This window comes from Microbacterium sp. SZ1, assembly GCF_002362255.1.
Classification (GTDB): Bacteria; Actinomycetota; Actinomycetes; order Actinomycetales; family Microbacteriaceae; genus Microbacterium.
Window position 1 is genome coordinate 94,667 of the sequence record NZ_LPVV01000038.1, and the last position, 26,124, is coordinate 120,790.

Annotated in this window: 31 protein-coding genes; 2 read left to right on the top strand and 29 right to left on the bottom strand. The window is 69.5% G+C overall.

Translation table 11 applies throughout. The features are described 5' to 3' along the window. Window positions 1-187: 187 nt before the first annotated feature. Genes AUC47_RS12135 through AUC47_RS12160 form a run of 6 tightly spaced genes read right to left on the bottom strand, consistent with a single transcriptional unit; the run spans window position 188 to window position 4,051 of the window. Complete coding sequence (locus AUC47_RS12135; RefSeq protein WP_096715436.1) at window positions 188-613, bottom strand: flagellar biosynthetic protein FliO; 426 nt, start codon at window positions 611-613, stop codon at window positions 188-190. 2 nt (window positions 614-615) lie between these two features. After that, on the bottom strand, window positions 616-1,272 hold the full coding sequence (locus AUC47_RS12140; RefSeq protein WP_096715437.1) for a FliM/FliN family flagellar motor switch protein: 657 nt from the start codon (window positions 1,270-1,272) through the stop codon (window positions 616-618). Further along, window positions 1,269-2,162, bottom strand: a complete 894-nt coding sequence (locus tag AUC47_RS12145) for a flagellar motor switch protein FliM (RefSeq protein WP_179297611.1) — start codon at window positions 2,160-2,162, stop codon at window positions 1,269-1,271. Before AUC47_RS12145 ends, AUC47_RS12140 begins: the two co-directional genes overlap by 4 nt. A 31-nt stretch (window positions 2,163-2,193) precedes the next feature. Continuing rightward, window positions 2,194-3,009, bottom strand: coding sequence for an OmpA/MotB family protein (locus AUC47_RS12150; protein ID WP_256999567.1), 816 nt, complete (start codon window positions 3,007-3,009; stop codon window positions 2,194-2,196). Next, complete coding sequence (locus AUC47_RS12155; protein WP_096715439.1) at window positions 3,006-3,803, bottom strand: motility protein A; 798 nt, start codon at window positions 3,801-3,803, stop codon at window positions 3,006-3,008. The genes AUC47_RS12150 and AUC47_RS12155 overlap by 4 nt, the downstream gene beginning before the upstream one ends. Window positions 3,804-3,805: 2 nt before the next feature. Next, window positions 3,806-4,051 (bottom strand): flagellar FlbD family protein, encoded by a 246-nt coding sequence (locus AUC47_RS12160; protein WP_096715440.1) that lies wholly within the window; start codon window positions 4,049-4,051, stop codon window positions 3,806-3,808. A 690-nt stretch (window positions 4,052-4,741) separates the two neighbouring features. On the opposite strand from AUC47_RS12160, the gene AUC47_RS12170 reads away from it, so the two are divergent. Further along, window positions 4,742-5,119 (top strand): hypothetical protein, encoded by a 378-nt coding sequence (locus AUC47_RS12170; protein WP_096715442.1) that lies wholly within the window; start codon window positions 4,742-4,744, stop codon window positions 5,117-5,119. Between the two features lie 162 nt (window positions 5,120-5,281). Here AUC47_RS12170 and AUC47_RS12175 read toward each other — a convergent pair whose 3' ends face one another. The 17 genes from AUC47_RS12175 to AUC47_RS12255 form a co-directional block, all read right to left on the bottom strand. Then, window positions 5,282-6,448, bottom strand: a complete 1,167-nt coding sequence (locus tag AUC47_RS12175; protein WP_096715443.1) for a flagellar hook protein FlgE — start codon at window positions 6,446-6,448, stop codon at window positions 5,282-5,284. A gap of 30 nt (window positions 6,449-6,478) precedes the next feature. Continuing rightward, complete coding sequence (locus AUC47_RS12180; protein ID WP_096715444.1) at window positions 6,479-6,934, bottom strand: flagellar hook capping FlgD N-terminal domain-containing protein; 456 nt, start codon at window positions 6,932-6,934, stop codon at window positions 6,479-6,481. A 9-nt stretch (window positions 6,935-6,943) separates the two neighbouring features. Further along, a complete protein-coding gene (locus tag AUC47_RS12185; protein ID WP_096715445.1) occupies window positions 6,944-8,248 on the bottom strand; it encodes a flagellar hook-length control protein FliK in 1,305 nt (434 codons plus the stop codon). Continuing rightward, window positions 8,245-8,670 carry a flagellar FliJ family protein gene (locus AUC47_RS12190; RefSeq protein ID WP_096715446.1) on the bottom strand — a complete coding sequence of 142 codons (426 nt, stop codon included), beginning with the start codon at window positions 8,668-8,670 and terminating at the stop codon, window positions 8,245-8,247. Before AUC47_RS12190 ends, AUC47_RS12185 begins: the two co-directional genes overlap by 4 nt. Continuing rightward, on the bottom strand, window positions 8,667-9,998 hold the full coding sequence (locus tag AUC47_RS12195; RefSeq protein ID WP_096715447.1) for a FliI/YscN family ATPase: 1,332 nt from the start codon (window positions 9,996-9,998) through the stop codon (window positions 8,667-8,669). Before AUC47_RS12195 ends, AUC47_RS12190 begins: the two co-directional genes overlap by 4 nt. Continuing rightward, window positions 9,995-10,642, bottom strand: coding sequence for a FliH/SctL family protein (locus tag AUC47_RS12200; protein WP_179297612.1), 648 nt, complete (start codon window positions 10,640-10,642; stop codon window positions 9,995-9,997). The genes AUC47_RS12195 and AUC47_RS12200 overlap by 4 nt, the downstream gene beginning before the upstream one ends. Before the next feature lie 103 nt (window positions 10,643-10,745). After that, window positions 10,746-11,825 (bottom strand): flagellar motor switch protein FliG, encoded by a 1,080-nt coding sequence (fliG, locus tag AUC47_RS12205; RefSeq protein WP_256999568.1) that lies wholly within the window; start codon window positions 11,823-11,825, stop codon window positions 10,746-10,748. Then, window positions 11,822-13,465: a flagellar basal-body MS-ring/collar protein FliF gene (fliF, locus tag AUC47_RS12210; protein WP_096715449.1), complete on the bottom strand. Its 1,644-nt coding sequence runs from the start codon at window positions 13,463-13,465 to the stop codon at window positions 11,822-11,824. The genes fliG and fliF overlap by 4 nt, the downstream gene beginning before the upstream one ends. Before the next feature lies 1 nt (window position 13,466). Next, window positions 13,467-13,787: a flagellar hook-basal body complex protein FliE gene (fliE, locus tag AUC47_RS12215; protein WP_096715450.1), complete on the bottom strand. Its 321-nt coding sequence runs from the start codon at window positions 13,785-13,787 to the stop codon at window positions 13,467-13,469. Beyond that, window positions 13,787-14,179 (bottom strand): flagellar basal body rod protein FlgC, encoded by a 393-nt coding sequence (gene flgC, locus AUC47_RS12220; protein WP_096715451.1) that lies wholly within the window; start codon window positions 14,177-14,179, stop codon window positions 13,787-13,789. The genes fliE and flgC overlap by 1 nt, the downstream gene beginning before the upstream one ends. Continuing rightward, window positions 14,176-14,523 (bottom strand): flagellar basal body rod protein FlgB, encoded by a 348-nt coding sequence (gene flgB, locus AUC47_RS12225; protein ID WP_096715452.1) that lies wholly within the window; start codon window positions 14,521-14,523, stop codon window positions 14,176-14,178. The genes flgC and flgB overlap by 4 nt, the downstream gene beginning before the upstream one ends. 106 nt (window positions 14,524-14,629) lie before the next feature. Beyond that, window positions 14,630-14,908 (bottom strand): hypothetical protein, encoded by a 279-nt coding sequence (locus tag AUC47_RS12230; protein WP_096715453.1) that lies wholly within the window; start codon window positions 14,906-14,908, stop codon window positions 14,630-14,632. Window positions 14,909-14,913: 5 nt separating this feature from the next. Then, window positions 14,914-15,327, bottom strand: coding sequence for a flagellar export chaperone FliS (fliS, locus tag AUC47_RS12235; protein ID WP_096715454.1), 414 nt, complete (start codon window positions 15,325-15,327; stop codon window positions 14,914-14,916). A 35-nt stretch (window positions 15,328-15,362) separates the two neighbouring features. Continuing rightward, window positions 15,363-16,727 carry a flagellar filament capping protein FliD gene (fliD, locus tag AUC47_RS12240; protein WP_096715455.1) on the bottom strand — a complete coding sequence of 455 codons (1,365 nt, stop codon included), beginning with the start codon at window positions 16,725-16,727 and terminating at the stop codon, window positions 15,363-15,365. A 142-nt stretch (window positions 16,728-16,869) separates the two neighbouring features. Further along, window positions 16,870-17,694 carry a flagellin N-terminal helical domain-containing protein gene (locus tag AUC47_RS12245; RefSeq protein ID WP_096715456.1) on the bottom strand — a complete coding sequence of 275 codons (825 nt, stop codon included), beginning with the start codon at window positions 17,692-17,694 and terminating at the stop codon, window positions 16,870-16,872. Between the two features lie 117 nt (window positions 17,695-17,811). After that, window positions 17,812-18,663 (bottom strand): sigma-70 family RNA polymerase sigma factor, encoded by an 852-nt coding sequence (locus AUC47_RS12250; protein WP_256999569.1) that lies wholly within the window; start codon window positions 18,661-18,663, stop codon window positions 17,812-17,814. Window positions 18,664-18,786: 123 nt separating this feature from the next. Continuing rightward, window positions 18,787-19,908, bottom strand: coding sequence for a VanZ family protein (locus AUC47_RS12255; protein WP_179297613.1), 1,122 nt, complete (start codon window positions 19,906-19,908; stop codon window positions 18,787-18,789). Window positions 19,909-20,433: 525 nt separating this feature from the next. On the opposite strand from AUC47_RS12255, the gene AUC47_RS12260 reads away from it, so the two are divergent. Further along, complete coding sequence (locus AUC47_RS12260) at window positions 20,434-21,312, top strand: tyrosine-type recombinase/integrase (RefSeq protein WP_096715459.1); 879 nt, start codon at window positions 20,434-20,436, stop codon at window positions 21,310-21,312. Window positions 21,313-21,314: 2 nt separating this feature from the next. On the opposite strand, the gene AUC47_RS16785 is transcribed toward AUC47_RS12260, so the two are convergent. From AUC47_RS16785 to AUC47_RS12280, 6 genes are read right to left on the bottom strand one after another with little or no spacing between them, the layout of a single operon-like run. Further along, entirely contained in the window at window positions 21,315-21,467 is a 153-nt protein-coding gene (locus AUC47_RS16785) for a hypothetical protein (RefSeq protein WP_179297614.1), read from the bottom strand. Between the two features lie 9 nt (window positions 21,468-21,476). Continuing rightward, entirely contained in the window at window positions 21,477-21,833 is a 357-nt protein-coding gene (locus tag AUC47_RS12265) for a hypothetical protein (protein ID WP_096715460.1), read from the bottom strand. A 22-nt stretch (window positions 21,834-21,855) separates the two neighbouring features. After that, on the bottom strand, window positions 21,856-22,695 hold the full coding sequence (locus tag AUC47_RS12270) for a M23 family metallopeptidase (RefSeq protein ID WP_179297615.1): 840 nt from the start codon (window positions 22,693-22,695) through the stop codon (window positions 21,856-21,858). Continuing rightward, on the bottom strand, window positions 22,695-23,288 hold the full coding sequence (locus tag AUC47_RS16790) for a hypothetical protein (RefSeq protein ID WP_179297616.1): 594 nt from the start codon (window positions 23,286-23,288) through the stop codon (window positions 22,695-22,697). Before AUC47_RS16790 ends, AUC47_RS12270 begins: the two co-directional genes overlap by 1 nt. Next, entirely contained in the window at window positions 23,288-24,670 is a 1,383-nt protein-coding gene (locus AUC47_RS12275) for a hypothetical protein (protein WP_096715462.1), read from the bottom strand. The genes AUC47_RS16790 and AUC47_RS12275 overlap by 1 nt, the downstream gene beginning before the upstream one ends. Then, on the bottom strand, window positions 24,664-26,037 hold the full coding sequence (locus tag AUC47_RS12280; protein WP_096715463.1) for a hypothetical protein: 1,374 nt from the start codon (window positions 26,035-26,037) through the stop codon (window positions 24,664-24,666). The genes AUC47_RS12275 and AUC47_RS12280 overlap by 7 nt, the downstream gene beginning before the upstream one ends. Between the last annotated feature and the right edge of the window lie 87 nt (window positions 26,038-26,124).

Consider the following 26,124-nt stretch of genomic DNA (forward strand, 5'->3'; position numbering starts at 1 on the left):
CCCGTCGGTGCGCCAGCGCGCGCGGACCTCGCTCTGGCGCACGGGGCGCGGAGAGGGGCACGGGTGAGGACACGGCGGCACTCCGGGAATGGGTGTCGAGGCCGATCCGTAGCCGAGGGGGCGAGCTATCCGTGCTCGCAGACGACTATCGCGACAGAGCGTCCCCGGCGTAACCCGGGCGTCGGTGTCAGGCGACGGAGCGCAGCGCCCGGTCGACGATGTCGTCGGGCGGGGTGCTCGCTGTGGCCTCGTCGGCCGTGACAGTCTCGTCCTCGGCGGCCGGGGCCTCCTGCGTGTCGACGACGCTCACCCCCTGCTCGGTCACACCCAGCACATAGCGGATGCCGCCGAACTCGGCCACGACGAGCTGCGCGCGCCCGCCGAGCCCCGAGCGCGCGACCACGGTGATCTTCTCCGGACGCGTGCGGCGAACCGGCGCCGGTCGGGGAGCACGCGTTCGCGCGAGTCCGGTGAGCTTCTTCGGCACGAGGCCCCCGAGAGGACTCGCTCCCGTCGACTGGCTCTTCTGCAGCCGCTTGCTGAGGAAGACGAGCAGACCGAGCACGGCGGCCAGCGCGACGATCGCGCGCACCGCGACCAGCAGGTCGTCCACGGTTACACGACCTCAGCGCCGTCGAGGATCCGCTCAACGCGGATCGCGAAGTCACCCTCGGCCACGACGACCGTGCCATGACCGATCAGTCGTCCGTTGAGCTTGATGTCGGCGGGAGAGCCGGCCGCGCGGTCCAGCTCGACGACCCGTCCCGGTTCGAGCGACAGCACGTCGCGCACCGGCATCCGCGTGCGCCCGATCTCCACGACGAGCTCCATCTCGACACCGGCGATGCGGCTGAGTCGCTGCGGTCCGGCAGGTCCCGCCGACTGCGCTCCGTCGATACGGACAGCGGCGCGGGCGACGACCGCGCCGTCCGCGTCGATCAGGTCGAACACCTGTGTCCCTGCGTCCGTGAAGACCGAGGCGGCCGGAACGAGCTCGCCATCACCCAGAGAGCCGGCGCCGAGCACTACGACGGCCGCCTCGAAGACGGGATGCAGGCGGTCGGCGAGCGGTGCGGTCGCCGACCCGTCCTCCAGCTGCGTCGGGTCGGCCACCTGGATCGCGATGCGAGCGCCGGGGGTCCCCGTGAAGGTGACCGCCACGGCATCGCCGACGGCTCCGGGGTCCGTCGAGGGAGCAGGGATCACGGGGAAGGCGAACGGCATCCTGCCGGCAATCGCCGCGGCGACGGCGGTCTCGTGGAAGGTGCTCATGAGTGGTTCTCCTCGGGGGTGCTGGTGATCAGGCAGGTCAGCCGGGAACCTCGGCTACCAGGGGTCGCGAAGCCGATGGTCGTGCGGTCGGCGACGAGTTCGTAGGGGCGCGTCTCGGGGTGCGGGAGTCGCAGGAGGTCGCCGGGGGCGAGATCCAGCACTTCTCCCGCTCCGATCGTGATCGGCGCGAGTCGCAGTGTCACCTCGAGCGGGGTGCTGCGCACCTGCTCCAGGGTGTGCTCGGCGGTGTGCGCGGTCGCCGCGTCGGAGCCGGAGGCAGCGAGGCGGTCGACCACGGCGGATGCCGGCAGCATCACGGTGGCCGTGGTCTCGACGTCGCCGAGGCGCAGGGAGTATCGGGCGACGATCACGGCCGCCGTTCCGGAGATCACCTGCATGTACTGGGGGTTGTAGTGCACGGCCGAGAAGCGCGGCTCACCGGGGAGCAGCCCGTCGAGGCTGGCGTGCAGGTGCTCGAACGTGCCCTCCATCAGGTGCCGGACCAGCGCGAGCTCGATCGGCGTGAACGTCCGGGCGGCCGGCAGCGACGTGCTGCGCCCGCCCATCATCTGCACGACCCACAGCAGCGCACTGTCGAGGCCGAACTGCACGACGCACGGCTCCTCGCGCCCCGGGAGAGAACCGGCCACCATGGCGGTCGTACCGGGCAGCGTCTCGGCATACTCCTCGTACGAGATGAGCTCGACGCGTTCGAGCGCGAGGTGGGCCCTGACGCGCACCTTGGCGGTGAGCTGCGACGACCACAGGCGCGCGAAGGATTCGAAGGCGGCCTCCAGATGGCGTGTGCTCTCGCGGTCGAGCTGCGTGGGCCGGCTGAAGTCGTAGGCCGGGTACCGGGTCGCCGGGTCGTCGATCATGGTCGCGGACATGCGTGGCTCCTGAGCGGTGGTGGTCATCGGATCAGCCCGTTCCGGCGGCCGAGGCGAGGGCAGGAATGAGGGCGCGCACCTGGTCCTCTTCGGAGGACTCGACGACGATGTCGACGCGGCGGTTGCTGGCCAGGGCCTCCGGGGCGTCACCCTGGGCGATGGGCCGTGTGTCGGAGAACGCCGTCGCCTTGACCCGTGCGCCCGCGATGCCCTCGTGCTCGACGAGGAAACGCGCGACCTGGGTCGCGCGCCCGCCCGACAGTTCCCAGTTCGTCGCGAACGGGTAGGCGGAGACGCGGTGGTCGGCGTGTCCCTCGATGCTCACCTGGTTGTCGACCGAGGTGAGGACGTCGCCGATCGAGTCGAGCACGGCATCCGCTTTGCCCGATAACGCGGTGCTGTTGTCGCCGAAGAACGTCTCCGCGCCGACCAGACCGACGCGCAGACCACGCTCGTCGATCACGAATGACACGGTGTTCTGCAACCCCTGCGCGGTGAGCGCCTGAAGCATCCGGTTGCGCAGGTCCTCCAGCGACTCGTACTCGGCGTTCGCCCGCGCCTGCAGGTCGATCACTCCGTCGTCGTCGCGCAGCTCGGGCGGCACGACGACGCCCTCCGCGGTGTCGGCCGCTCCGCCCGGCTTCTCCTCCTGCCCGAATCCGGTCGCCAGGCTGTTCGCCAGCAGCTCGAATTTCGTCGCGTCGACGTTCGAGACCGCGAAGAGAACGATGAAGAGGCACATCAGCACCGTCACCATGTCGGCGTACGACACAGCCCAGCGCTCGTCCGGCTCGTCGTGCGAATCGTCCGCGTGGCCGCGGCCGCGCGCGCGACGGGCGGTGCTCACGCGTCCTCCCCCAGCGGGTCGGATGACACCTTTGCCTTCTTGTCCTTCGGGCGCACCGTCGACATGGCTTCGAGACGTTCCTTGAGCAGGTGCGGCGCGCTGCCGGCCTGGATCGCGAGCATCCCCTCGGCGACCAGGGTCATGCGCTCGAGTTCGACGGCGCCGATGCGGTTCAGGCGACCGGCGATCGGGTTCCAGATGAAGTTGGCCGAGAGCAGACCCCAGAGCGTCGCGACGAAGGCGGCGGCGATCATGGGGCCGAGGTGATCGGGCTCGTCGAGCTTCTCGAGCACGTGCGTCAGCGACACGACCGTGCCGACGATGCCGATCGTGGGCGCGTATCCGCCCAGGGAGGCGAAGAAGCGGGCCGCGACGCGGGTGCGGGAGGATGCCGCCTCGATCTCGTCGTCCATCACGGTGCGGAGGTCTTCCGCATCTGTGCCGTCGGCGAGGGCCTGCAGGGCCTGGCGGGTGAAGTCGTCCGGCGCGCCCTCGAGCTCCTGCTCGAGCGCGAGAAGGCCCTCGCCTCGCGCCTTCTCGGCGTAGCCGACGAGGAAGGGGATCACTGCCTCCGGCGTCATCCGCGGGCCGCGGACCATCCGCCCGAGGCTGGCCGCGGCGAGCCTGGTGTCGCGCAGAGTGTGGCTGGCGATGCCGACACCGATGGTGGAACCCAGCACGAGGATCATCGGCGCGGGGATGAGCAGCGCCTGGAAGCTCGCTCCCTCCATCGTGATCATCGCCACGAGGGCGCCGAAGGCGACGATGACGCCGATGATGAACGCGGGATCCACGATCAGACCTCGGCCCGTCCGTCGACCGACTCACCGGTGATCGGCACTCCGGTCATCGCCTGCGCCGCGCTGAGCACCCGCGCGCGATACGTCACGATCAGGTCGATGACGGCATCCATGCTCTCCGAGATCACGTAGACGTGGCCGTCGATCATGTGCAGGGTCGTGTCCGGCGACTCCTGGATGCGCTCCACGAGGTCGGGGTTGACCGCGAACCTCGTGTGGTCGAGGCGGGTGACGGTGATCATTCGGGGTCTCCGGACGTGGGAAGGAGGGAGTCTGCCCCGACTATCGCGACGAGGCCCGCCCCGGGTAACCGCCACCCCTCCCTCTCGCTCCCTCCCCGCCCCGCGAACCACCCCTTTTCACGCGAGCCACCCCTGTAGGTACTGTTCGCAATGGGGTGGGTCGCACGGAAGGGGGTGGTTCGGCGGCGGCCGCGGGCCCTTGCATCTGTTCTGCACAAAATGAGGACGCGCGGCATGTACTCCACATCACGTCGCGAGCGGCCCGATCACGGCGCGACGCAGCCACATTCGCTGCATGCGGCACGCCTCTCTGACAGAACTTCGTCATCTCCTCATGGACCGTCGGCATCTCGAGCGCAGCGGATGGACTCCGCGCGCGATCCGCGCGGCGTCGGCCGGGGGTCGCCTGCATCGCGTGCGTCGAGGGTGGTTCATCGATCGCGGCGACTGGGACGACCTCTGGCCGGAATCGCGGCATCGAGCCGAAGTCCTCGCTGTCGCGCAGTCGGCCACGACCACGCGGCCCGTGTTCTCTCACGTCTCGCCGTCGCGGACGCGGCGGTCGCACGGATCGCGGGAGATCCGTGGGCGTTCGATGCGCTCGCCGCCGAGGATCTGAGGCGTTCGCTCGAGCGTCGGACTCGCACTCCGGGCGCCCGCGGGATACTGCAGGCGAGGGAGATCACCGCGATGGCGGATGGGCGAGCTCAGCTCCCGCTGGAGAGCGTCACCAGATATCGTCTGCACCAGCTCGGGTTCGCGACGCCCACCCTGCAGATGCCGATCTCCGCACCGGGCGGCGGCAGGTTCTGGATGGACATCGCGGTCGAGGAGGCACGCACATTCATCGAGTGCGACGGCCTGTCGAAGTACCGTGATGCGGGGTTGCGCGGCGATCGATCGGTGGAAGACGTCGTGCTCGACGAGAAGTCGCGCGAGGACTGGATTCGAGGCGTCACGGGGTGGCGCGTCGTGCGCGTCGACAGCTCCGACATGCGCACCCTCGAATCGGCCGAGGCTCGGTTCCGCGCGTTCGGCCTGCACCCGCTGCGCCCCGCGCGGTCCTGATCGTGGGCGGCTGAACGGGTGGCGAGTCCCGACCCACCCCCTTTCCGCCGACCCACCCCTCTCGCGTCGGCCACGACAGGGGTGGGTCGGGTGAAAAGGGGTGGGTCGCGGCGGAGGCGGCAGAGGCGGCGGAGGCGGCAGAGGCGGCGGATGCGGCGGCGATCAGCGCTTCAGCTGCGTGAGCTCCTGCAGCACCTCGTCGCTCGTGGTGATGATGCGCGCGTTCGCCTGGAATCCGCGCTGGGCCACGATCAGGTTCGTGAACTCCTGCGAGAGGTCGACGTTGCTCATCTCGAGGAACCCCGACTGGAGGTTGCCGAACCCGGCCTGACCGGGCTCGCCCATGCGCACGGCACCGGAGTTCACCGACGCGCGGTACGAGGAGTTCCCGGCCTTCTCGAGTCCCTCGGGGTTGTCGAACACGGCCATCGCGATCTTCGCGAGCGTCTGCGTCGCGCCGTTGCTGAACGTTCCCACGATGGAGCCGTCGCCCGTGATGCTGTACGACTTCAGCGTGCCGGCGGCGGCGCCGTTCTGGTCGGTGACCGCCACGGTCGAGAGGGTCGCGTACCCGGTCACGGTGGTGAGGTCGACCGTCACGTCGCCGGCGGTGAGGGTGAGCCCTGCGCCGGTCTGCTTGCCGTCGGTGAAGGCCAGAGCGCCCGTGGCGCCGCTGATCGGCTCGGTGACGTCCCAGCCCGCTGCGGTGCGCGTGAAGTTCAGGCTGAGCGTCGACGGCGTGCCCTGGGCGTTGTAGACGGTCACGTCCCGCACGAGCACGTCGCCCGTCGCCGCGGTCGACGGCAGGTTGCCCGCGACGGTCGCGGCGGTGGTGGCGCGTGCGGGAGCCACGGCGTCGAGCGGCAGCACGATGTTGCCCGCGGCAGCGCCGGTGTTGACGACGCCGTTTTGCGCGGCCCAGCCCTGCACGATCGAGCCGTCTGCGGTGACCATCTTGCCCGTCGGATCGAACGTGAATCCGCCCGCGCGGGTGTACAGCGTCTCGCCGCCGGAGCGCACCGCGAAGAAGCCGTCACCCGAGATCATGAGGTCTCCCCCGCGACCGGTGGCCTGGGCGGAGCCCTGCGCGAAGTTGGTGCGCACGCCCGCGACCTGCACGCCGAGTCCGACCTGCGCGGGGTTGCGTCCGCCGACCTGGTCGTCGGGGATGCCGGGGTTGCCGATCAGCTGCGAGAGCGAGTCCTGGAACAGCACGGACGAGCCCTTGAAGCCGGCGGTGTTGACGTTGGCGATGTTGTTGCCGGTGACGTCGAGCATCGTCTGGTGCGAGCGGAGCCCGGAGATCCCGGAGTAGAGCGAGCGAAGCATGGTGTTCTCTCTTCCTGTATGAGACGGAGGTCAGGCGGCCGGGACGGCCGGTGCGGTCGTGGAGGTGACGCCGGTGATGGCGTCGAGTGCGATGGTCTTGTCGCCGATGGTCACCTGCGGCACGGCCCCGTCGAACGACACCTTGGTGACGATCCCGGTGACGGCCTTTCCGTCGGCGTCCTTGTACGAGGCCTCCTGACCGATGAGCGCGGTCGCGGCCTGTCGCATGTTCAGAGCGAACGCCTCGGTTCCGTTGTCGGCGAGGGTGGTGAGCTGCTCCATCATGGCCAGCTGCGTGGTCTGGGCGATCATCTCGTTGGTGTCCATGGGATTGGACGGATCCTGGTGCGTCAGCTGCGTCACGAGCAGCTTGAGGAACACCTCGCCGTCCATGACCTGCTTGCGCGCGGCGGGGTCGGTCGTGCCGCCGGTGTGGATCGAGCTCGTCGCGTCGATCGTCGGGGCTGCGGTGATGGGGATGGTCATGGCGTCCTCTCAGGCCAGGATGTCGAGGCCGGCGGCGGCCGGGTCGCGGTCGATCGACCCGGATGACGGGGTTGCGGGCGCGGCCTGACGGGGCTGCGTCTGCGGCGAGGCGTCGGGTGCCGTATCGCGACGGCTCGATGCCTCGCCGCCCGCTTCGCCGCTGCCGAACGAGGGCGCCCCTCGGTCGGCGCCCGGGTCGGATGCCGAGCCCTGGGCGATGCTCAGCGACGCGTGCGGGATCGCGGAGGCGAGGTCGCGTCGCAGATCCGTGACGATGGCGCGCAGGGCATCGCGGCCGGCATCCGTCGCTCCGATGAGTTCGACCCGGACGTCTCCCGCCTGGCCGATGTGCGCGCGAACCGTGACCGGGCCGAGCGTGTCGGGATTGACCGTCATCGTGAGCTGGTGAGTGCCGGAGGGGCGCTGCGCGATGCTGACGACGACCGGCGACACCTGGGCTGCGACGGCGCGCGGAGTCGGCGACGCGGCAGCCGCCGCCTCCGTCGGGCCGAGCGGCGCGGTCGGCATCGAGGGGGACGCCACCGCGGTGATCGTCGGAAGAGCGGATGCCGAGGCGAGGGCGGCCGGCGCGCGATGGCCGGACGCCATGCGATCGGGGAGAGCCGCGGATGCCGACACCGGTGCCGCGGCCGTCGGCGGGGCGTCCCCGTCGACGACGGCAGCACCATCGGCGGGGGCGGCGCCGTCGGCGGCGATACCGGGCGCAGGGGCTGCGGGCAGCGGTACAGGCGCGGAACCTGAGACGGGTGTCTTCTCCGTGCTGAGGCGCGGAGAAGAGTCGGGCGAGAGCCGCCCCGCGGCATCCGTTCCCTCTGACGCGGCGGAGGCTGCCATCTCCGGGGCGACGGATGCCCGGACCGCCGGACCGGCGAGCACCGCCGAGCTGATCTGATCCGCGGCGGATGCCGGGCTCGCGACGGCCGCGGCGACCTCCGCCGCCACGACCTCGACCGGCGAAGGCTCCATCGACGCAACGTCGGTGCCGAGCTCCGCTTGGTCCGCGGCCGGCGCCCCACCGTCGATGGTCGGCAGCGCAAGCAGCAGGGCGAGCGCTGCAGACACGATGCCGCCCTCCGGCTCACCCGCAGTCGGTTGCTCGAGCGCTCCGAGCACGGGTCCGGCATCCTGCATCCCGTCGACGGGATCCGAGGGCGCCGACTCCGCGGTGAACGTCTCGCCCGCCGCCACGAGAGCCTCGCCGAACCGCGATCCGGCGTCGGCCGCGGGCCGTGCGGGCGATTCGGCGGGCGCGGATGCCGTGAGCAGTGCATCCGTCAGCGTCACGACGCTCATGCGGCGCTCCCCGCGGGCCGGCGTCCGCGCGCCGTGGCGATCTCGTCGAGGGCGGCCTGTTCGGCCGCGAGCTCCTCGCGGCGTTCCTCCATCCGGTGCGCGGTCTCCAGGCGCTCGAGCCCCTTGAGCTCACGTCGGGCTTCGACGTGAGCGGTCTTCGCCTGGCTCTCCGCCGCGCGGCTCAGCTCTGCGAGCGTCTGCAGGTCTCCCAGCGCACTCCGCCCCGCGGCCCGAGCAGCGGCCATCGCCAGGAGAGTCGCCGCGTCGTCGACCTGGCTGCTGATCTCAGAGAGGCTCGCGGCACCGGCTCGGACGGCGCTCTCCGCCTGACGACGCTCGCTGCTGGCGCGTGACAGCTCTTCTGCGGCGATGCGCTCCTGTGCGCCGCGTACGCGGAGCAGGCCGGAGAGGGAGAAGGTCATGGGATCAGTCCTCCGAACGCGTCGGTGAGGGCAGCCAATCGCTGCCAGGAGTCATCGGTCGTGCTGAGCTCATCCATGCTCTGCATGAGGAAGGCGCCGATCGCGGCCTCGTTGGCGAGCGCGGCGTCGACCAGCGGGTTCGCTCCCGGCCGGTAGGCGCCGATGTCGATGAGGTCGCTCGCGGAGCGCCGCGCGGCGAGGACGCTGCGCAGCGCCACGGCATCTTCCCGCTGCGATGACGTGGTGATCTTGGAGACGACCCGCGACACCGAGCCCAGCACGTCCACGGCCGGGAAGTGTCCGCGCACCGCGAGCGCACGATCGAGCACGACATGTCCGTCGAGGATGCCGCGGGCGGCGTCGGCGATCGGCTCGTTGTGGTCGTCCCCGTCGACGAGCACGGTGTACAGCCCCGTGATCGATCCGGCCGTACCCGCCCCCGCACGCTCCAGCAGGCGCGCGAGCACCGAGAACGTCGACGGCGGGTAGCCGCGGGTGGCCGGGGGCTCCCCCGCGCTGAGTCCGATCTCACGCTGCGCCATCGCGACGCGAGTGAGCGAGTCCATCATGAGCACGACGTCCAGTCCGTCGTCGCGGAACTGCTCGGCGATGCGCGTCGCGACGAACGCGGACCGTAGACGCGCCATCGCCGGCTGATCCGAGGTCGCGACGACCACGACCGAGCGAGCCAGGCCGTCGGCTCCGAGATCGTCCTCGATGAACTCCCGCACCTCGCGACCGCGCTCGCCGACGAGGGCGATCACGTTCACATCGGCGCTCGATCCGCGCGCGATCATCGACATCAGCGACGACTTGCCGACGCCGGAGCCGGCGAACAGTCCGAGACGCTGGCCGCTGCCGACCGGTGTCATGGTGTCGAGCACCCGGACACCGAGACCGAGCTGCCGATCGATCCGCTGCCGGTCGAGGATGCTGGGCGGGACGTTGTCGAGCGAGACGCGCTGGGCGCGGGCGTCGATCGGACCCTTCCCGTCGATCGGGCGGCCGAGTCCGTCGAGCACGCGTCCGAGCAGCGCCCGTCCCGTCGGCACCTGCAGCGGCGCGCCCGCGTGACGCACACGTGCTCTCGCGGTGATGCCGCTCAGCCGGCCGAGCGGCATGCACCGGGAGGCGTCGCCGTCGACCGCGACGATCTCGGCATCCACCGCGCTTCCGTCGACCGCGTCGATGCGCACGCGGTCTCCGACCGCCGCGTCGATGCCGAGCACCTCGACGCCGAGTCCGACGACGGCCTTCACCGTGCCGGAGCGCTCGGGGCGCGACGCGTCGATCACCCGACGCCAGGATGCCGTGGCGACGGCCGTCACAGCGTCACCTCGGAGGACTCGTCGTCGACCCCGAGCAGAGCGGACCGTGCGCGCGCGAAGGCGGGTGCGATGCGGGCGTCGACGCTGCCGTCGCCGATGTCGACGATCACTCCGCCGTCGTCGACCATGGACGACGGGGCGATCTCGACGTCGCTCAGTGCCGCGAGGGCGTCGGCATCCTGCAGAGCGGCGAGATCGCGCTCGCTGAGGACGATGCGGGTCCAGCGGGTCTGCGGCACCTCGTCGAGCGCACGGCGCAGGGCGTGTGCGGCGGAGCGAGCGGGATCCGAGAGCTCCACACCCACGATCGCGGTGGCGAGCTCGACCGCCAGCTCCTCGATGCGAGCGATGTCGATCGATGCGACCTCGTCGACGCGCCGCTCCAGAGCCGAGCGCGCACCCGCCACGGCATCCGCCGCCGACCGTGCACGCTCCGCGAACGCCTGCGTCAGGGCGTCCATCCGCAGGGCGTGCTGCTCCTGCTCGAGGCGTGCCTGCTCGGCGGCGATACGTCGCCCCTCGGCGAACCCCTCCGCGTATCCGCGAGTGCGCGCACGATCGGCCTCGCCGCGGACGTCGATCGGCGTCTCGCCGACCCGCGGCACCGTGAGCGGCGTGAAGACGGAATCGAGCACAGTGCGCACCTCGGAAGTCGAAGAAGGGGCCATTCCATGGTCCGGAGATCGAGCTGTCCGTGCTCCCTGCCCACTATCGCGTCGCCCGGACGGCACGGTAACCACTCCGGACTCACTCGATGAGTTCATCCTCGTCCTCGCGCGAAATCGTGATCTCCTCCGCCGCCTCGAGCTCGCGGATCACCCGGACGATCTCGGCCCGTGCCTCGTCGACCTGGCGCATGCGCACCGGCCCGAGCACCCGGGTCTCCTCGGCGAGGTTCTCCTTGTTGCGCTCGGTCATGTTGGTGCTGACCTTCTCGACGATCGGCTCCTCAGCACCCTTGAGTGCGAGCGCCAGGACCCGGAGGTCGAGTCCGCGGAGCACACGCTGGGCATCGCGATCTTCGAGCCGGGCGATGTCGGCGAACGTCACCATGCGACTGCGGATGTCCTCGGCGAGGGCGAGGTCCCGCCCCTCCAGGCTCGCCAGCAGCGACTTCTCCAGCGCCTGGTCGGAGCGGTTGATGATCTCGACGAGCGGCTGCACCCCGCCGATCGACTCGTGATTGTCGCGCATCGCGAAGACACCCGTGCGCGACCGCAGCGAGTCGGCGACGATCGAGATCGCCTCCTGCGTCGCCGTGCCCATCGTCGCGATGGCCTGCGCCACATCCGTGCGGAGCGGATCCTGCAGCGCCGCGAGCACCGCCGCGGCGCGGTCGGCCTTGAGGTTGGCGAGCACCACGGCGACGGTCGTCGGCAGCTCGCCCTCGAGCACGGTCGCGAGCTGTGCGGGGTCGGCCGCGTTGAGGAAGTCGAACGACACGGTGCCCTGCGACATGACGCGGCCGACCATGCCGACGGCCTTCTCGCGTCCGAACGCTGTCTCCAGCAGCCCCGTGGCGAGCTCTTGACCGCCTCGGGACGGCACCGACCCGCCGTTCGCGATCCGGCGGAAGTCGCCGAGCGCGCGAGCCGTCGCCGCCACGTCGACTCCGCCGAGCTGGGTCAGCTCGGCGGCCAGCATCTCGGATCGCTCCTCGCCGAGGTGGCGCAGCACCTCCGCGCTCGCCGCGCGGTCCATGTTCATGAGCACGATCGCGGCCTTCCGCAGACCCGACATCTCGGGAACGGACGCGGTCGCGGTCTGGGCCGTCGACATCTCGACCGTGTCGGCCTGGGCGTCGAGCATCTCCGTCAGCAGCGTCATACCTTCGCCTCGTCCATCAGGTCGGCCAGTGCACCGGCGATCGACTCCGGTTCACGGCGGGCGAGGTCGTCGATCTCGCGTCGGCGGCGCTCGACGAGGACCTTGTCGGGCTCGGGCTCCTCGTCGAGGTCGACCGCGGCCGACGGCAGCAGCTTCGTCGGAGCTGGCAGCGGGATGGCATCCGGATCCTTGAGGTCCCGCAGCGACCGCAGCTTCTGCTCCTCGTCCTCCGTCACGGTGGCGAAGTACTCGATCGGACCGTCGTCGGTGTACATCACCCGGCGCTTCATCCTGCGGCGCACCGCGAGGAAGACGACGAGGATGATGACGGCGAGCAGGATCGCTCCTCCGATGATCGCCGACCGCAGCAGCTCCTGCTGGAACTCCGCCGCGCGCTCCTCCTCCGCCGCGGCGAGAGCGGTCTGCGCAGCGGTGGCTCCCGAGGTCGCGAAATCGACGAACTCGACCGCGATCTCGTCGCCGCGTTCGACGTCGATGCCCGCAGCCGAGGCGACGAGGGACTCGATCTGCGCGGCGCTCACGCCGGTGACCTCGCCGCGGTTGACCGCGATGCTCACGGTCTGCCTGGTGACCTCGCCCGCCGGGGTGATCGTCTTCTCCGTGGACTTGTTGACCGCGTTGCTGCGGGAGGTTTCCTCGAACTCGTACTCGCCGTCGCCGTTCGCGTTGTTCGGCACCGCGATGTTGTCGGGTCCGAGCACTCCGGTGTTCCCGCCCGGACCGCCGCCGGTGTACGTCTCGGTCTTGGTCTGCTCCGAAGGGCTGAGGTCGCCGTCGGGTGCGGAGTACGTCTCGTCCATCCGCTCGGAGGTCGAGTTCGCCACATCGGCCGACACGGTCACCGTGGCATTGCCCGCTCCGACGATGGTCTCGAGCATCTTGCTCACCGACGCCGCGACCTTCGCCTCGTGCTCGGTCGCCTGCTTCGACGAGTTGCCCGTGAGGCCCGCGCCCACCGCCGACAGCACGCGGCCGTTCTGGTCGGTGACAGCGACGTCCTCCGGCGTCATGCCGGGCACCGAGGCGCTCGTCAAGTGCACGATCGCCTCGATCTTCTCGTCGCTGAGGGTCGAGCCGTTGCGCGTCTGCACGAACACCGATGCGGTCGGGTTCTGCTTCTCCGAGACGAACACGCTCTCCTCGGGGATCGCGAGCTGCACGGATGCCATCGAGATGCCGTCCATCGCGCCGATCGTGCCGGCCAGCTCGCCCTCGATCGCGCGCTTGTACGTCACCGACTGCTGGAACTCGCTCGCCGTGACGCCCATCTTGTCGAGCAGGGTGTACCCCTCGCTCGTGTCACCGGGAAGACCGGCGGATGCCGCCGCCAGCCGCTGCGGATACACCTGGTCGTCCGGCACGAGGATGGTCGATCCGCCCTCTGCGAGCTCGTAGTTCACCCCGGCGGACTTGAGCTGCTCGACGACGGCCGAGGCGTCGCCCGCGCTCAGGCCGGTGAACAGCGGACTCATCTGCGGCCGGGTGAGCCAGGCGCCGAGGGCGATGGCTCCCATCACGAGCAGCGCGACGCCGATGACGGCGATCGTGCGCTGAGCGACGGAGAAGCCGGAGACGACCTGCTTCGCGCGGTCGTAGTACGTGGTCAGCACCTTCGGCATGTCAGGCCTGCATCCTCATGATGTCGTTGAACGCGGCGACGCTGCGGTCGCGCACCGCGACGACGAGGTCGAGCGTGACCGACGCCCGCGCCGAGGCGATCATCGCCTGATGGATGTCCTGGAGGTCGCCCGTCACAGCCTGCACGGCGAGCTCGTTCGACGTCGACTGCAGCTGCTGCAGGTTCTCGACGGCTCCGGTGAGCGAGGTCGCGAAGGCACCGGCCGAGGCTGATCCGGCCGCCTCGGGCGCGGTCGGCTCGAAGCTCAGCGCTCCGAGGGGGCTCACGCCGGCGGAGGGGATGGGGGCGATGGGAGTGCTCATCAGCTGCGTCCGATCTGCAGTGCGGCCTCGTACGTCGACTTGGCGCGATCGACGACCGCGGCGTTCGCCTCGTATCCGCGCTGGGCGATGATGAGCATGCTCATCTGGTCGCCGAGGTCGACGTTCGGGTACTGCACGTAGCCGTCCTCGTTGGCATAGGGGTGCTCGGGGTCGTAGACGAGCTTCGGCGTGGCCTCCGACTCGACGACTCCGGCGACGTAGACGCCCGGGCTCTCGGTGCCCGCCTGCACGGTCACGAGACGCTCCCGGAACGCCTCCTGGCCCGGAGGCGTGGCGGTGTTCACGTTGGCGATGTTGTCGCTGACCGCGTCGAGCCACTTGCGGTGCGCGGTCAGACCCGTGCCGGCGATGCCGATCGCGTCGAAGGTCATGCCGACGCCTGCCCGATGGCCTTCGAGATCGACGCGGCCTGACCGCCGATCGCCTGGCTGGCGAACTGGAATCGCAGCACCGTGTCGATGTTCGACAGCGTCTCGGTGTCGAGGTTCACGTTGTTGCCGTTGAGCCGGGTCGGCTCGAGCGAGCGCTGCACGGTCGGCGAGACGGTGCCGCTGCCGCTCTCGACGGCGGCACGCAGCTCGTCCTCGAAGCGGACGCGCTTGGCGTGGTAGTCGGGGGTGTTGACGTTCGCGATGTTCTCGGCGATCGAGCGCTGTCGCAGCGCCAGCCCGTCGAGCGCGCTGATGAGCGCGGAGGAGGTGACGGATTCGAGCACAGTGGTACTCCGGACGTTCGTGGGGAGAAGCCGATCCCTGGCCAATCGTCGAGCTATCCGTGCTCGACGCCCACTATCGCGACAGACGGCCCCGGCCGTAACCCGGTCAGCCCTGCACGTCGAGGTATGCCGGCGCGTCGGTCGACACGGTCGGCACGCGCCGCAGCGCGGCGAGCTCCCGCGCCACGTTCGCGCGGGAGACGGCGAGGCCGTCGATCATGAGCTTCTGCCTCGCGAGCACGGCCTCCGCGCGTTCGCGCAGCTCCTCCGGCACCGGCCCCGCCGGGGCGTCGAACGCATCGTCGTCGAGTTCGCCGTCGGCGGCGTCGAGCGCCCGCTCGAACCGATCGAGAACCGCGAGCCACGCACGGAGGTTGTCGGTCACGGCGATCAGGCCAGCGCGGAGGCGCCCAGGGTGGGGGCCGATGTCAGCTGGTCGGCGGCCTGTCGCCACGCGTCGCGCAGGGGCGCGACGATCTCGCGGCATTCGGCCGTGGCCTCGGCGTCGTGCGACAGGTTGGCCGCGATCAGCCGCCCGGTCAGGTACGTGTACACGGACCGGAGCTGCTCGGATCCGTCCCATGCGTCGGTGAGGGTCTCGCTGAGCTCGGAGACGATCCACTGCGCGTGCGTGAGGTGGGTGCCCGCGGCGACCCAGTCCTGCGTGGCCTGAGACGCGGCGGCGCGGTCGATGTCGACGAGCAGGCGGTCGTACAGCAGGATGAGCAGTCGTTCGGGAGACGCGGAGGCGACCTGCTGCTCGAGGTACTGCTGCTTCGCGCGTTCGAGGTTCGTGATGGGCATCGTGAGGATCTCCAGGGGTGCGGAAAGTCGGCCGGTCAGGAGGAGGACGTGGGGACGAGTCCGGCGAGCTGCGACTCGAGCCACGACGACTGCGACTGCATCTTCGACAGCTGCACCTCGAGCTGCGCGTACGTCCGCTCGAGGGTGGCACGACGCTGTTCCAGCCGGATGTCCCACCGCTCGACCTGCGTCTTGAGCGTCTTGACCTCGGTCTCCTGCCCGGTGATGCGCTGGGTGAGCAGGCCGTCGTACTTGTCGGAGTACTGGTCGGTGACACCCTCCAGGCGAGCGCCGACGGCGGAGAAGACCTTCTGCGTCGCCTGCGGGTCTTCGGACAACGCCTTCGCGAACTTCTCGGCGTCGAAGGCGAGCACTCCCTTGTCGTCGATCGAGATGCCGATCGTCGAGGGCGATACGCCGTCGACGGGGTGCTGCACAGCGTTCGCGAGGGCGGTGCGCAGGGTCCGCACGGTGCTGTCGCCGGTGAACACGCCGAGCGTCGTCGTCTCCCCCACCTTGCCGACGGTCGCCTTCGATCCGTTGTCGATGCGCGTGATGAGTGCCGCCACCTCTTTGATGAAGGCGGATGCCGTCGCCGACTGCGCCTTCGCGTCGAGGGCGACGGAGACGGTGACGGGATCCGGGCTGACCTTCGACACCGTGACGGAGATGTCCTCGCCCACGGTGATCGTGTTGCTCGCGCTGGTGAGGGTCTGCTCGGCGCTCGTTCCGGCGAAGAGCCGGATGCGGGCGTCGCTGCCCTGACTGATGACCGCGGCGCCGGACTGGGTCGAGAGGTCGGTCGACGTACCGGCATCCACAGAGGCTTCCGTTCCTCGGTGCAGCGCGAAACGGGCGGACTCCCCCGTCTCGGTGGAGGTGAGCTGGATGCGCGAGAGCGGCTTGCCGTCGGCATCCGCTCCGGCGGGGACCACGGTCGCCGACACCCCGGCGTTCGCGGCGTTGATGGCCTTGGCGAGCTCCTGCGGTCCGGTTCCGGTCGGCGCGATCTCGGTCTTCTCGCCGTCTGCCGCGACGAGCGTGAAGGTGCCGCCCCACGCGGTCGCGCCTCCCGCCGCGGTGACGATCGAGTGCGGTGCGGCCACGGCATCCACGACCACGCCGGTGGAGAACGCGCTGGCCTTCGGGCCGGCCGTCACCGTGACGCCCTCGCCCGACGACGTCGCCGTGAAGGCGGCGAGCGAGCTGGGGGACGCCGCGGTCCTCGCCTTCGCCATGAGGTCTTGTAGCGACTTGTTCAGCGACTGGAGGTTGGTGATGATCGCGTTGCGGTCGGTGATCTTCGCGGTGATCTGCGTCTTCGGGATGGCCGACACCTGCATCAGGGCGTCGATGAGCTCGCCGGTCTTGAGACCGGAGATGAGTCCGTCCAGCTTCATCGTGGTTCGCCTTTCGAGTGCGGAGCGGGGCCGAGAAGGGCGCCCGAGCGGAGGGAAGTCCGCCCGAGCGCCCCGTGCTCGATCAGAGCGTGCTCGGTGAAGAGCGCGCTGTGATCAGTGCGTGCGCCAGGAGCGCAGCGGCTCAGCGGAGCAGCTGCAGGACGCCCTGGCCCGACTGGTTCGCCTGCGCGAGCATGGCGGTGCCGGCCTGCTGCAGAATGTTGGCAGCGGTGTACTTGACCATCTCCGCAGCCATGTCGGTGTCGGCGATGCGGCTCTTCGCAGCGGCGAGGTTCTCGGCCGAGACCTGCAGCGAGTTGATCGTCGACTCGAAGCGGTTCTGCACCGCACCGAAGCCGGCGCGAGCGGTCGAGACGTTGGTGATCTCGGTGTCGATCGCCGCGATCGTGGTGAGCGAGTTCGCGGCCGAGTCGACGTTCAGCGCCTTGACCGCTGCACCCAGACCCGAGAAGTCGGTCAGGGTGACGGCGATCTGGTCCTCGGCGGCGGTCGAGCCCGCGCCGACCTGGAACGTCAGGGTGTCGTCGCTGTTGAGCAGCTTGATGCCGTTGAAGTTCGTGCTGGCGGCCACGCGGGTGAGCTCGTCGCCCAGGGCGTCGATCTCGGTCTTGATGGCCGTGCGGGAGTCGGCGTTGTTCGAGTCGCTACCGGCCTGCACCGCGAGGTCGCGGACGCGCTGCAGGATGGAGTGGACCTCGGTCAGGGCGCCTTCCGCGGTCTGGATGACCGAGATGCCGTCCTGGGCGTTGCGGGCCGCGACATTCAGGCCGTTGACCTGCGAGCGCAGGCCCTCGGAGATGGCGAGACCGGCGGCGTCGTCAGCAGCACGGTTGATGCGCAGACCGCTCGAGAGCTTCTCGAGCGACTTCGACACGTCGTTCTGGTTGACCGACAGGTTGCGGTACGCGTTGAGTGCACCGACGTTGGTTGCGATCTGAAGACCCATGGTGTTCCTCCGTGGTTGTGGGGTCGGATGCAGGTCCGTCCGTGGCCCTGCACAGTCCACATTCGCGACATGCCCGTGCCGCGTAACCGCGGCGGAGGGGGAATTTCCGGATGCCGGTCAGACGGCGGTCGCGAGGGCCCTGTCGGGCGCCGCGGGGCGGGCCGCGCCGAACAGAGACTCGAAGAACTCGGCCTTGGCCTTGGTCGAGCGGTCTCCGGTCGACCCGTCCTCCCACGCCTGCATGGCCTCGCGCATCAGAGCGAGGCCGCGAGTGCGGAGCTTGGAGACGTAGGCGTGGCTGACCGCCAGTTCCTCTGCGATGTCCTTCACCATGCGGTCGTCGAGGTAGATCCCTCGGATGACCTGCTGCATCGCCGCCGGCAGTGCATCGACGCAGCGGGTGATCATGGTGCGCATCTCGGTCTGCTCCGCGGCGTGCTCGGGCAGGATGACGCTGTCGGTGAGGTCGGCGGCCTGCCGCCCCGATTCCGCGTCGAAGTGCTCCTCGAAGCTGGTCGCTCCGCGCACCATGTCGTCGAGCTGCATCATCTCGACGACGACATCGGGGTCGAGCCCCGACTCCTTCGCGAGCTGGGCGACGCCGGCAGGCCGGCCGGTGCGCGCGAGCACGGCCTCGGCAGCCAGACGGAGGCGGTCGATCTTGTCGCGCCCGCGTTCCCCCGCCGGGTCTGCTCGTCGCATCTCGGAGAGCATCGCCCAGTTGATCTGACTGCTGGCGAACGCTCCGAACGGGATGCCGCGCTCGGGGTCGTACGACATCGCCGCCCGCGCGAGACCGAAGCGCGCGGCCGAGAGCAGGTCGTCGAGATCGACGTGCGCGGCCGACCTCGCCTTCTCCACGGCGAGGAACGTCGCCAGAGGCATGTTCTCCCTGGCGAGTTGCTCGGGAGTCGGATGCGTCTGAGGGGAGGAAGCGGAATCAGCAGAAGAAGCGGATTGGCTCAGCAATGTGACTCCATGGCTCTATCAACTGGTTTATCAGTGAAATTAGCATGAAGCGCACGTCTCCAAGGAAAAAGTTTGCACGCCAGACATTCCCGCTCAGGGAGCGGGATCATGCGCTCGTGGCGGTCAGGCGCGCGAGTCGCGCAGCTCTCCCCCGGCGAGCACGAGCGAGATACCTCGCCGACCTCGGCTGAAGGGGACGGAGATCACCGCGATCGCCACGATGAGCGCGCTGACGAGTCCCATGACACCGGAGACGGTCTGGGTGGCATCGGACACCTGATCCGGCAGCTGACCGAGCGTCGTCGCCACGGTGTAGGGCAGGCCTACGACTCCCGCCCTCGCGAGGCGTCGTCCCAGCCCGCGACGGCCGCCCGACCACTCAGGCGCGAGCCAGACCAGTCGCTGCCCGATCGAGGCTCCCGACGAGGTGACGGCCGGGAGCACGACGACGAGGATCACCGCGCCCACCCCGATCACCACCACCTCCGTCACGCTCTCCGGCACGCCCGGTCCCGATCCGCCCGAGACGATGAGCGTGAGCACGAGCACGATCGCCGAGACGAGAGTCACGGCGATCTGCACGGCGACCGCGTCGAGGATCATCCCGAACCAGCGACGCCAGACCGTGACGGGTCGCGGCTTCCCGCGCTCGGCACGCAGGTTCTTCGCGCTCGGCATCCAACCCAGGACCACCGGTGCGATCACCACGCTGATCGCGGCGCCGGCGGTGTTCGCGATCAGGTCATCGACGTCGGCGACGCGGTAGGAGCACTCGAAGAGGCCCCAGACTCCGGTGAGCTGCGTCGCCTCGATCGCCAGGGACAGCAGGGCGCCCAGCAGGATCGAGACGACCGGTCCGCGATTCCAATAGCGACGCGCGATGATCCCGAACGGCACGAAGAGGGCGACGTTGAGGACCACCTGCAGCGTGGCGCGACTCGTGAGGGTGCGCAGGAGGGACATCCCCTCGGTCTCGCGCAGGATGTCGCCGATCGAGTGCCCCGGAACGAGCTCGAGACCGCCGCCTCCCGCGCCGCAGTTGGCGCGGACCTCCGGGATGGGCAGCAGCGTGTAGGCGACAAGGGCGACCGCGTAGACGCTCACTGCCGCCGCACCGAGCAGTCGCGGGAACGACAGCGTGCCGTAGCGGCGCACCTGCACCAGGAGGGTCGGCACGAGCACGGCCGCGAAGAGGACGCCGCCGCCGATGAGACCGAACCACGCCTGCCACGTCCACCCCGCCATTCGCATCATCCTAGGCGCGGGCGGACGGCGGACAGACCTGATGGTGGGCCCTGCCGGGATCGAACCGACGACATCCACGGTGGAGTCCGGACGGTTCGCCACCATCACCAGCATCCGCGACCGGATCGCATCATGAGTGCGCGGACGAAGGTTCACGGCAACCGCGCGATCACCTGCGACGCCGCCGAGTGCACGTCGGTGCACGTGGCCACATGGTGGGGCAACGATGCGGATGACGCGCGATGGCAAGCCGGTGAGCTGGGATGGACACGCTGCCTCCAGGTCGGCACCGGGCGAGGCTACTCCGCATTTCTCGACTTCTGCCCGTCGCACCGAGATCACCCGGGTGAATGTCGGTGCCCGCTGCTGGTCGGCCGTACACCGTAAACGCTTTCGTACCGCGTGAACGACGCGCCCAGTGAGTCCCCCGGATTCCTGGGCGCGTCGGTCGTCGCGGCCTATTCGCGCGCATCCATACGGTCAAGTCACATGCTCGAACGGGCATTCAAACGGAGGGGATAAACCATGCACGACCACGACCGCGAAGCCCTCGCGATGTTCATCGACTACCAGCGCGCGCAGAACCTCGCCGCGACGACGATAGCGAACCGGCGGAGCATCCTGACCACGTTCGCCCGCACGACCGGCACGCTCGTCGACTGCGACCCGTTCACGCTCCGCCGCTACATCGGACGTGACGCCCGGATCACCGCCGGCACGCGCCGCACCGAGCGCGGCGCGCTGACCGCGTTCTACACGTTCCTGCACGACGAGGGGCTGCGCGCCGACAACCCCGCGTTGAAGCTCCCCGTCATCCGCGTGCCGAAGGGTAAGCCGCGCCCGTTCACCGCTGAGCAGATCGACACGCTCCTGGCATCCGGCGCGTACACCCGCACGCGCGCGATGATCCTCCTCGGCTACTACCAGGGCTTCCGAGTGTCGTCGATCGCCGCCGTCCACGGCCACGACATCGACCTCGTGAGCCAGCGCATCCGCACCGTCGTGAAGGGACGCAAGGAGGTGTGGTTTCCGCTGCACCCGATGATCGCCGAGCTCGCGGCCACGATGCCGAACGACGGGTACTGGTTCCCCGCGCGCGGCGGCCGCGCCGGCCACATACTGCCGTCGTCCGTCACGAACCTCATCACGCGGGCGAAGAAGCGCGCCGAGATCGCCGAGCGCAAGCTCACACCGCACTCGCTCCGCCACGCGTTCGCGACCGACCTGCTGGAGGAAGGCGTCGACATCCGCGTCGTGCAGGAACTGCTCGCGCACGAGCACCTGTCGACGACGCAGATCTACACCCAGGTCAGCGAGCAGCGGAAAGATGCCGGCATCCGCACGCTCGCGGCGCGCGATATCCCGACATCATCCGGCAGAGGGGCCGCCAGCATCGCCGCGTGAGCTCACGCGACGCGCCGCGGCACCTCTCGGTCATGCGAGCGCAGTGCGTGGGCCACGCCTAGACGGATCACCATGTAGAGCAGCAACAGGCCGATCACGAGGCCGAGCAGCGATGCTGCGGCGATCATCACGACGAGGGCGAGACCTGGTTCCATGCCGTCAGGCTAGTCGCTCTCGCGCTCCTGACGCAGCTGGGCGCGCGTGATGGGGATCGCCGCGGTGTCGGTCTCGACGAGCGCCTGCGGGGCGTGCTCGGCGAGTGTGGCGCGCAGTGCGGCGATTTCCTCATCCTTGCGTGACAGGGTGCCGTTGGTGTTGGTCTTGATCGTCTCGATTTCCTTGTTCTGCTGCGCCTGCATCGCGGCGAGGCCGCCGAAGCCGCCGAGCAGCATCAGCAGCTGGAAGAGGAAATTGATGAGCGTGGCCGTGGCGTCCGGTCGGATCAACTGGAGCGCGAATACGCCGACGAGGCCGATGCCGGCGAGAATCGCGATGATGATGAAGATGACCTGCTTGTTCATGTGATGTCCGTTCTCTGGGCGGTCAGTCGGCCGACGCCACGATGGCGTCGGCGGGGGTCTGGGTGAGCGGGTAGTGCCACGAGTTCGATCCGGGGTACATGAGCTTGCCGGTGAGCGCTCCGAGGCCGATGAGCGGCGTTCCGCTCCCCCACTGCATGCCGGCGGCGGGGTCGATCGTCTTCTGCTCCCAGACACCGTTCAGCGCGAACAGCAGATCCAGATCGGGGCCGTTGAACTCGGCATACGGGAGTACGCCGGCGCGGGTGAGCGGGATGACGTATCCGTTCCCCTCCAGGTTGGAGAGGCCGCGCCAGTGGCCGCCGATGTCGTTGGAGTAGATGACGCCGGCGCGAGCCCACGCGCCGGCGGTGAGGGCTTTGATGAACATGGGGTCGTCTCCTGTGGGGATCGGGATGGGTGCGGGGCCAGGGGCAGCGCCGCCGCTGCCGCCGGCGGGTGTCGCGAGGCGATCGGTGATGAAGGGGATGGGGTCGATTTGGACGCCGTTCACGACGATTTCGAGGTGATGATGCACGCCGGTCGCGGTGCCGGTCATTCCCATCACTCCGAGGATGCGGCCCTCGGGTACGTAGTCGCCGACGCGGACGTTGGGGGTGCTCTTCAGGTGCATCGAGCGGCTGAGGTAGCCGGCGTGCTGCACCCACACTTGGATGCCGCCGCCCTCCCAGCCTCTCGGTGTGCCGGCGGCGACGACGGTGCCGCCCTCGATGGCTCGCACGAGCTGATAGCCCACGAGGTCGACGCCGGCGTGCAGCTTGCGTTGGCCGGTGACGGGGTGGATTCTCCAGCCGTAGGGGCTGCTCGTCAGGGGACGGGACTTGAGCCCGTTGGGCCAGAGCATCAGCGCAGCCTCACGAGCGACAGCGCCGCGGTCGCGGTGGTTCCGATGGACGAGTACGCGAGCCCGCGGATCACGTCGTTGGCGTTCAGTGGTGCGATCACGGTGGTTCCCGTGGTCGCGGATGATGGGACCCAGGCGGAGGCGAGCACGTTGGTGTCGGGCGTGGTCGTGTTCCGGACGATCTGCACGGCGATGGGGTTGGCGACGCCGGCGTAGCCGACATTGAGCGACAGCTGGTAGACGCCGGCCTCGGCAATGGTGAGCGCACCGCCTGCCCATGCGCCGACCTCGTTGACGGCGGGCGCACCGTAGGCTGCCGCGACGAGGGTGTTCCATGCCGCTGCGACGGTCTGACCGCCGGAGGTGGGCCGATTGGTGACGAACATCTCTTTCGGGAGCTCGTCGACCTGGTTCTCCAGTTCTCCGAGGCGCTGGAGCAGCGATACGAGGTCGCTGTCGAGTGGCGGGTTCCCAGTCGCGGCGAGCGTGGCGTCGAGCGTGAGGGCCAGCTGCTCGGACACCTGCTGGATGTTGCGGCCGCGGTCGGAGCCGACGAGGTAGGGCAGACCGTAGATCGGGGTGTTGTTGGGCATCATGTTCTCCTGGTCACTGCGGCGAGGTCGTTGATCGTAAGGTTCTCGTCCCAGGCATCGAGTCGATCCGTGCTGCTGGTGGGGAACATCTGGTCAAGCGTCAAGGTCGGCGGCGCTCCGCCGGCCGTAGGCGCGACGGTCAGCGTGTGTGACCACTTGCCGTCGTCGTACTCGAGCACTCCGCCGACCACCTGCACGACGGACGGCGCGCCTTCCTCACCGTTGAACATCGAGCCGTTCAGGTAGAACGACTGGGCGCGGTGGTAGGTGTGGAAAGACTGCCCGGAGCCCTGCACAATGGGGTTCTCGGGGTCGATGGTGAGGGGCGGGATCGCTTTGGTGCCGTTGATCGCGCCGAAGGTGGCGGCCGCCGCGGCGAGCCACCACGCGCGGTAGGCGTTCACCTGGGCCTGCTGGGTGCCGGACGGGTTCAGGAACATCATCGAGCGGCCGGGTGCCGTGAACGTGCGCCCGCTGCTTGCTCCGGGGACGTCGATAGATGCGGCGGCGTCGACGTAGGTGTAGACGCCGCCGGCGAGGTCGAGGCGGAGGCTTTCGAGGCGGGCTACGGCAACGTCCTCTGCTGGGGCGTCAAGCGTCGTGCTGTCGATTTCTGCGAGCTCGGCGGGCAAGGCGGTGACGCCGGTTGCGAGGGCGATGGTGAGCGCGCCCGCGGCCGCGCCGGCGAGGGTGACGACGGCGTGCGTTGCGGGCTGATGGCGCGCGGTGCCGAGTCGGTGGAGCGTCGGGTCGTAGTAGAACGCGGTGAGTGGCCCAGCCATCGAGTACGCCTCGTAGAGCAGGTCGAGGGCGGTCACGTCGTCGGGCTTGCGTGCGGCTGCCCACGACAGCACTGTCGTCGGGGTGCTCTGAACGGTGGAGGATGGCGCGAGGTGCGAGTCGATGAAGCGGGAGGCACCCGCGTTCATGATTTCGGCGATGCGGGTGTTGTTGGGGTTGAGGTACCAGCCGCCCTCGCCGGGGTACGAGTTCGCGCCGAGTGCATCGGCGGGTCCGACGGGGATGAACTGCGACAGGTTCGCTACGGGGTCGTGCGCGGTGATGACGGTCTCGGTGATCTTCTCCCGGAGCCCGTTGGCGTGGGTCACGTAGTCCGTGGTGGTGGTGGTCTCGGCGATCGTTCCGCGGTAGAGCGTGCCGAAGCTCGGGTACGCGATCATGATCGAGTCGCCCTTGCGGTGGGTGGGCGTATCGATGCCGCGGTTGATGATCGTGACGGTGGCCACGCCTGGCACGGGGCGGTCGAACAGCGTTTCGCGGCCCCACTCGATGCGCACTCGGGCGCGCCCGACGTGCTTAGCCGAGCGCACGAACCTGGGCGAGATGTCGCGGCCGTTGATGGTGATCGTGGGGGCTACCATGGCACGTCCTGACCGGGGCGGCGGCGGCCGGTGCGCAGCGTGTCATCGGTGAGCACCTTGCGGATTTCCCGTGCGGCGCTGGCGCTGTCGATGACTCCGCTGATGTTGACGATGACGGGGGCCGGCGCTGCGTTGCTCGATGAGCTCACGGGGCCGATGGTGGAGGCGGACGGGCTGGCGGTGAGCGCGGCGCGGGCGAGCATCCAGCTGTCGCCTGTGGTGCCGTCGGCGGTCGCGCTGGCGTTGATCGCGGCGGTAAGTCCGCCGCTGGAGTTGCCCCAGTTGAACAGATCTTGGAACCAGCCGATGGCGTCCTGAATCCATCCGATGATGCCGTCGATGCCGTCGTTGATCATGCCGACGAAGCCGTTCCACGTGTCGCTGATGTTCGACCACACGTCGTCCCAGTTCTGGGCGAGCCAGTAGATGCCGGCGACGAGCAGGCTGATCGCGACCATGATGCCGGCGATGATGAGCGTCATGGGGTTGGCGAGCATGGCAAGGTTCATGAGCAGGATCGCCGCGGTGAAGCCGCCGATGACGATGGCAAGGATCTGCACGAGCTCGGCGTTTTCGGCGGCGAACCCGGCGAACTCAGAAAGCAGCTGAGCGCCCTGGGACATGATCGGCAGGAATACCTCGCCGAGCGTGGCCATCGCGTCGTCGATCTTCGCGTTCGCGATCTGCTGCGACACCGCGTAGGTGTCGGTCTCACGGTTGAACTGGCCCTGCGCGGCGGCGGTCTGCTCCAGCAGCAGAGCCATCGTGGCCTGAGACTCCGCTGCCGTCCTCGCGGACCCCTCCAGGTCATCCAGGCCGTTGGCGGCGAGATAGGCGTCGACAGTGGCCTGCTTGATCGATACGCCGTATCGCTCGATCGGGTCGCGCTCCCCTCGGAACAGGGCCGACAGGGCGCTCACGGCATCCGCGGTGGTGCCGCCGAACGTGGCTGCGAGGTCGGAGCCGAGCGCGATCAGATTGTCGGTCTGGCCGGCGAGCTCGTCAACGGGGGTGCCGAGGTTGCGCAGCTGCGCGCCGAGCACAGATGCAAGCTCGTTGTACTGCGAGGCGCTGAGGCCGACCGCCTCGGCCGCGCGGGCGGCGTTCGCCTCCACCTCGTCGGCCAGACTGCCGAATACCGACTGGACCGCGCCGGCGGCCTGCTCAGCGCGGCTCGCGGCGTCGACCGCCTGGTTGGCGAGGCCGACGAGCTCGGACCCGATGCGCTGCAGGACCACGGTCTCGCCGAGACGCTTCATCGTGGTTTCGAGACCCTTCACGGAGTCGTCGACCTGGCTGAGCCCCGTGCGGGCTTGCTTGTTGTCCGACACCACGCGGATCGACAGAACGGCGGTCTTGCCGGCCATGTGTCACTTCCTGTTCTTTCGGGCTTCCCACGCGGTTGCGCAGATGTCGTGGATCGTGGCGAAGAGGCCATCGTCGGCGGTCATGAT